The organism is Oceanobacillus luteolus (assembly GCF_042678205.1).
GTDB classification, from domain to species: Bacteria; Bacillota; Bacilli; order Bacillales; family Amphibacillaceae; genus Oceanobacillus; species Oceanobacillus luteolus.
The window spans coordinates 1-6,619 of the sequence record NZ_JBHUDE010000038.1 but is presented as its reverse complement, the minus strand read 5'-3'; the positions used below and the strand labels follow the sequence as shown (position 1 = coordinate 6,619).

Genomic DNA, 6,619 nt, shown 5'->3' with positions numbered 1-6,619 from the left:
AAGAAGAACGTCGGAAAGCCGTATGAGGGAAAACTTCATGTACGGTTTGATGAGGGGGAACAGGAAAAGGAATTGCCCTCCTGTCTGGCTTAGTAAGGTGGAACACCCTGAAACCCGAGGAAAAGAAGGCAACTATCTAATTCCTGTTTTCTACTCTACATATTTGAAAAAATTATTGGTAAAATTGACTACTTTCTACTTTTTCCATACGATAAATGTAGCGAATAAAACAGTTGAAGATAGATATTGAGTTTAGAAAGGAGGTTATTGTATTGGAGGGTTGGAGCAAAGAGGAAAGAGAAGTAGTAGGAATAATTTCGTTTTTGGCGGTAGCAGTTGGCTCGATTCTATTAATAACAATAATATTATCTATAACTTAGGAAACACATTGTATATTAAGTTTAGGAGGGCGAGATTATGGGATTTTGGAAAGACGAATGGAACAAGATGGACGAAGTAGAAAAAAAGGGGGTTATTAATACGTTCAAAACACCTGTATATTTAATAATTGCAATATTTTTTCTTATAGTAGTTATTAATTCGATAGCAAGCACTTTATGAAACACACTAGATATTAAGTTAAGGGGCTTTTAGAATGAATTGGGTTCAGATTACAAATTTAGGACTAACTCATGAATTGAATTAGAGGGTGACGAATCAACTACAATCCGTTTAGTTTGAAATATTGAAAAGGTGAAAATGAAGCTAAGAGAAATTGCAGGTTCATCTGTAGAGAATGAAACTTTTGAGGATGAGGATTAAGAGATGTTATTGTCTATCATTTTCAGATATTGAATTTGTAGAGGACTTTGAATTAGAAAGGGACAACATTTCAGCAGTGATAATAACCATAATGAGCCAATCATTCTATAAAAAGATAAGATTTATCAAAGGTCTGAGTGTTAAACTAGTCGCTCGGATCTTTTTTATTTAGGTATAAAACATTGTGTTACTTTTTGCAATGCAAACACGAAATATAAAGTTACCCTGTTTCAAACATATAATAAATTCTGTAAAGATGTAATATTTTCATTGGGAAATCTATACCGGTTATATTGCTCTAATTTATCTCTATCCATTTTATATATAAAATTTTCCATAATATAAGTCATTTATGGAAAAATAATCGTTATATAGACATATTTTACAGATATTACGTTCTCTATGAAATATTGCAAATCGTTTATGTTTTGTTAACATTGGGTTGAGAGATGACATATATTCATTTTTCACAAGAATATTTGTCACTCAATAAATTGAGAAAGGGTGTTGGAAGTGAAAGGTATCAAGAGGTTTACGGCGTTGGCTTTAGGATTTTTACTGGTTTTCTCAAGCTTTACGATCAATGCATTAGCATCTGACTTTCGATCAGGAGGTAGAGAAGTAGGCGGTACATATGTATCCTATTCGCACTATTTAACATATACTGATCAACGTTGCGCAATGAATACGCAATCTCACTATCAAGGAAATGCCAATAGGGCTATTGGTACAATAGGGGTTAAATGGAGTGTTAAGAGTGTCTTTACTGGAGGTAATCTAGATTCGGGTGGAGTCACTCACAGTAATAGAGGAAATGTATATGATCAGTCGGCAAATAGACTTCCAATCAGTGAATCTAATGCAGATTTTACTTTTAAGAACAATGGTTCATCTTGGACACCTAATTCTAGAGCCTTTCACTGTACATCAGTGAAAAGTCTTGCTGAAGAAGACCAACCAAGTGATGTCGTCCGTGATACGTTAAAAGAATTGTATAACCAACTTAAAAATGGTGGTAAAAATACATTAAATAGCAACCTGGAACAGGATATTACAGAAGTTGTTGAGAAACTACTAGCTGATAACGAAACAGATGTAACTGAATTCACTTTTAAAAATGGTAAAGAACTTTCTGTGAGTGATTTCAACATTGTAAATTTAGCAGCTGAGAATAGCAAGACTCCTGTGGCAGATGGAGTTACTTTCTATAATACTGAGGAAGATAATACGTCTATTATTGAATTGGATGTAAAAGAAACCGTGTTTAAAGATGAAAATGAATATAAATTAAGCGGATATGTAGTATTCATTGATGGTGAAGAACAAAATCTTGAATCCGGTATATTTGTAGAACTTGTTAAGTAATATTTTAGAAAACATATGGCTAGATATATGAAAAGAGGCTGGGACAAAACCCCGGTAACTAAAAAATAAAAGCTTGGCGTCTTCCTCCGAAAGGAGGGAGATGCCAAGCTTTTTTGTGGTTTGAAGTAAACAAAAAGGACACCTTTTGATAAAATTAAAGTGACCAAACAATAATTCACAAAGAGGTGTCCTTATGTTTAAACATTATACCATGAATCAAGTTGTTTTGCCGCTAGATTTGGAAGTTAAGTTACAGGAAAATGATATTGCCTTTACGGTCCATGAGCTTGTGGAAAGTATACCTGATGAAGCGTTCGAGGAGTTCCTGCGCCAAACAGGTCGTCCTTCCTACCATCCACGGATGATGATGAAGATTATTTTATGTGCTTATACGCAATCCGTTTTTTCTGGTCGGAAAATAGAAGCATTAGTGAAAGACAGTGTGCGTATGATGTGGTTAGCTCAAGGCTATGAACCCAGTTACCGTACGATTAATCGTTTTCGTGTCCATCCAGCGATTGACAAGTTACTACGTGAGTGTTTTGTACAATTTCGTTGTCAATTGGTGAGGGAGAAAGAAATTGAAGAGGAAGCCATCTTTATTGATGGGACGAAGATCGAAGCCAATGCGAATAAGTTTACGTTTGTCTGGCGTAAGTCGACGGAGAAGTATCACGCTGGGTTGGTAGAGAAGTCGAATGCCATGTATGATGAGCTACTTCAGAAAGAAATTATTCCAGAGATTGAGCGGGAAAATCCAGAAGAACTTTCCATCGAAGAAATGGAAGAAATCGTGAAGAGGCTCGATGAAAAAATAGAAGAATATGATAAAAAAATTCAAGCGAGCGATGTAGGCAGCGAAAGGAAAAAACTGCGTTCACAACGAAGAAAACCCAAACAGAATCGGAAACAATTGATGGATATGATGGAGCGCAAACAAAAGTATCAAAGGGATATGGAGATTTTCGGAGACCGTAATAGTTACTCCAAAACAGATCCGGATGCCACATTCATGCGGATGAAGGATGACTATATGAAGAACGGCCAATTGAAAGCAGGTTATAATGTCCAGGTTGCGACGGAAGGTCAATATGCGCTCGCTTATGATGTGTTTCCTAATCCGACAGATACCCGTACGTTAATCCCTTTTCTCGATCATATTGAAGAAAAATACTTTAAACTGCCAAAATATATAGTTGCGGACGCCGGTTATGGCAGCGAACAAAATTATGAAGATATTATCGGGAACCGAAATCGAACACCCCTTATTACATACAATCAGTATCGAAAGGAGAAGAAAAAGAAACATAAAGAGAACCCTTTTCATGTGGACAACTGGGAATACGATGAGGAAGAAGATGCCTTTACCTGTCCTAACGGGAAAAAAGTACTCTTCAGTTATGTGTCCAACCGCACAGACCGAAATGGATTTAAGCGACAATTTAAGGTCTATGAGTGTGAGGATTGTTCGGGATGTCCGTTACGCTCCATGTGTACGAAGGCAAAGAAAGGAAACAATAAAAAGATCTACCGTAATGAAAAGTGGGAATCTCAAAAAGAATACGTCAGAGAGAAGCTTTCAGACGAGAAGACTGGTGAAATATATGGCAAGCGTAAAATTGATGTGGAACCAGTGTTCGGATTTCTGAAGGCTAATTTGGGTTTCACTCGTTTTTCCGTAAGGGGAAAACAGAAGGTAACTAATGAATTAGGCTTTTCATTAATGGCGGTGAACTTGAGAAAGTACACCGCCAAGAACAGTAAAATAGTGTCGGGAGATGGAAATAACTCCACTAAAACTCCCCCTAAGATAAACAGATTTTTTATTTTTAATCTGTCTACCTTAGGGGGAGCATATCATTTTATTGCTTGGAACCTTTTTAAATTACTATTCCTGGCTAGTTATGTCCTAGCCTCTTTTCTGTAACCACCTTTGAATAATTAAAGAAGTATTATAGGTGATATTTCGAAATAGGTTTTAACCCTTCTTATTACTGCAGTTAAGTAGGATGAGAATTTGTCTATAAATATCCCACCCCTTTTAAATGGAATGATCCCATACAACTTCATGATTTTGGTTTAACGCCTTAATTTTAAACTGATCATCTTTATTTTCTAAGCGACCATCCTCAACAATAATATACCAACCATAAGTATCCTCATCTACTTGAAAGATATCTGCTTTGTGATGAAATTTAACGTTTTGTATGATTTCCACTTCTTTAATCTCATTATTAGTAATTAATCCACCAAAATAGTGATAATCTTGAACCCCTGTATTAGCTACTGAAATACCATCATCAGGGGGAGGCAGTGATAATATAGCATTAAAACCGAGCTCTTTCGAACCGAAAAGGAGCTCATTATCTTGTTTGTGTGTAAAAAGAATCAAGTATTGTGTATCTTGGACTTCTTTATAGAGGATCTCTGAATCCGGAAAGGGAAGATAATCGTTTGCTAGTTCAGTGTTATATATATACCTTTCAGCATCAAATAATGATTGCTCTAACTCTTTAATTTCTTGATTCAATAATTCAATTCCATCTTCCATGTGCATAATAATTTGCTCAGACTCGTCTTCTTCATCCTTAGTTGTGGTTTCTTCAGATTCAGTTAATGACTCAACATTTCCTGAAGGAGTTATAAAATAAGCAGCACCAACAAAAATAACTATACCAACCACAACAAATATTATCTTTTTATTTAAATTCAAAATAACCACCTATCCATGAAAGAGTTTTTTCTAATTTATAATTATTTTTTCTCCAACTCTTTAACTTTACTTTCAAGTTCAGTAATCCGTTCATTTAACTCACTATTCGGCTTTTTTATTCTCTGTGATACTCCACCTATTATAGAGAAAGCTGCTAAAAACACCACTATAATGGTTACTATAAACATGATTAGAAACTCCATTGTATCTCCTCCAAAATATATAAACGACAATTTTCCCTAAAATTACTTACTACCAAATAATAACATAATACTATAATCCCAAAAAGATTAATAAATAAGAATCAATTTAAAAGTGTTTTAAATTAGTCCATCACTACATTAAATCGGAAAATTTTACAATAAATAAAGGTTTTTAGTAAGTTAATCTATCATATTTGCTAATACTTTCCCAATTAATTTTTGATGAGAGTGTCCAACTTTCCTAATATTTAACTATAAAAAACTCAGGATATCATACTTGAGTATATATCCGAGTTAGGAAAAGAAAATGAATTAATGGAAGAATACACGAAACATAGTAAAATATAAGGTTAACTATTTGACCAAACATTGACTACTTTCTACTTTTTCCATACGATAAATGTAGCGAATAAAACTTAAGTTAAAGACTACCGATGTTCAAAGACACCAGTATTTAGAGGATAGGGTTTCAGATTCGTAGAAGCATGTTTATGAAAAAATATCTAGGAGGTTAAGATGTAGCTTTCTAAAATATATGAAGAAGAACAAGGAATGAATGATCCGAGGACCACCGAAAAGGAAAGAGTAGTGATTCTGTATAAACGATATGAACGCGTGCATAAAGGTGACTGAATTTTTATTTCATTATTACTCTACTGTATCTTTATTTAGATGATACTCACGGATATATTACTCTTTTTTAAATGAGTTAGTCTGAGGTAATTGAATAAGGGAAATGAATTTTAAGATTCAGAGTTCAATTTTAAGGGGACAGAGGAATGAAAAAAGAATTTAAAATTATGTACTGTTATCATTGCAAGCGCCATTACAGGTATAATGATCCCGTTGTTCTAGATGCGTGGAACAGCATATTACATGCTAGCTGCTATGAATATTTAACTGAATATCCGATAATTGATAAGGGTACATATGGTGAAATCATTGAGAAATACGACTTTTTCAAAGAACTTCGTTAGGCGCAAATAGGAGCTTCCCAACATATCTAAAACATATCTTAGAAAAGAAGGTGAGAATTTGGACCATGTAATCGATAGTCTTAGACGGTGGATTGATGTATTTGAGGATAACAAACCAGAGGATATTGATCATAAAGCTATAGAATGTATTGAAAAAGCGATTAATGAACTTAACAAATATTATGATTAATATTCTTAAATTCCCATGCGGAGTTATACATACAAGACTAATCTCGAATCACTATAAATTTACGGAGTTGTCTAGCTGCTTTAAAAAACATTCAATATGTAGTTTTCTGATGCCGTCCTGATTGGTTAAGAAACAACAATAACGATTAATTAACATTCTCTAATTTTTCTATATCAACAAAAGTTAACAATTTTTGCTGAAATTTGATATTCTATTAGAATTGTTTTTGGAAGATCAACTCGAAATCAAAACTAAGATGAAGTTGTTGGCACAGCATCACTAGCGTTGCATAAATAATACCAGAATTTTCAGTTTTAATCTTTTTTCTAATAGAGCCAAAAAAGTAAATACCCAACTAAAGGTGGCTCCATTCATTTTTTTTACAATATACAATTAGACTTGAGCGACA

At 34.1% G+C, this 6,619-nt stretch carries 8 protein-coding genes; 6 read left to right on the top strand and 2 right to left on the bottom strand.

What is annotated here, in order from left to right:
• The 4 genes from ACFSBH_RS07640 to ACFSBH_RS07625 form a co-directional block, all read left to right on the top strand.
• Positions 1-250 (top strand): hypothetical protein (locus ACFSBH_RS07640; protein ID WP_379596952.1); only part of this gene is annotated, 250 nt, incomplete at its 5' end.
• 167 nt (positions 251-417) lie between these two features.
• Positions 418-561: a hypothetical protein gene (locus tag ACFSBH_RS07635; RefSeq protein WP_379596950.1), complete on the top strand. Its 144-nt coding sequence runs from the start codon at positions 418-420 to the stop codon at positions 559-561.
• 714 nt (positions 562-1,275) lie between these two features.
• Positions 1,276-2,127 carry a hypothetical protein gene (locus ACFSBH_RS07630; RefSeq protein ID WP_379596948.1) on the top strand — a complete coding sequence of 284 codons (852 nt, stop codon included), beginning with the start codon at positions 1,276-1,278 and terminating at the stop codon, positions 2,125-2,127.
• 193 nt (positions 2,128-2,320) lie between these two features.
• Positions 2,321-4,054, top strand: a complete 1,734-nt coding sequence (locus ACFSBH_RS07625) for an IS1182 family transposase (protein WP_379596946.1) — start codon at positions 2,321-2,323, stop codon at positions 4,052-4,054.
• Between the two features lie 114 nt (positions 4,055-4,168).
• Here ACFSBH_RS07625 and ACFSBH_RS07620 read toward each other — a convergent pair whose 3' ends face one another.
• Together ACFSBH_RS07620 and ACFSBH_RS07615 are read right to left on the bottom strand one after the other, a co-directional pair.
• A complete protein-coding gene (locus tag ACFSBH_RS07620) occupies positions 4,169-4,840 on the bottom strand; it encodes a hypothetical protein (protein ID WP_379596944.1) in 672 nt (223 codons plus the stop codon).
• 41 nt (positions 4,841-4,881) lie between these two features.
• A complete protein-coding gene (locus ACFSBH_RS07615; RefSeq protein ID WP_379596942.1) occupies positions 4,882-5,043 on the bottom strand; it encodes a hypothetical protein in 162 nt (53 codons plus the stop codon).
• Positions 5,044-5,822: 779 nt separating this feature from the next.
• On the opposite strand from ACFSBH_RS07615, the gene ACFSBH_RS07610 reads away from it, so the two are divergent.
• Both ACFSBH_RS07610 and ACFSBH_RS07605 read left to right on the top strand, forming a co-directional pair.
• Positions 5,823-6,020, top strand: a complete 198-nt coding sequence (locus tag ACFSBH_RS07610; protein ID WP_379596940.1) for a hypothetical protein — start codon at positions 5,823-5,825, stop codon at positions 6,018-6,020.
• A 58-nt stretch (positions 6,021-6,078) separates the two neighbouring features.
• Entirely contained in the window at positions 6,079-6,210 is a 132-nt protein-coding gene (locus ACFSBH_RS07605) for a hypothetical protein (protein WP_379596938.1), read from the top strand.
• Positions 6,211-6,619: the final 409 nt, after the last annotated feature.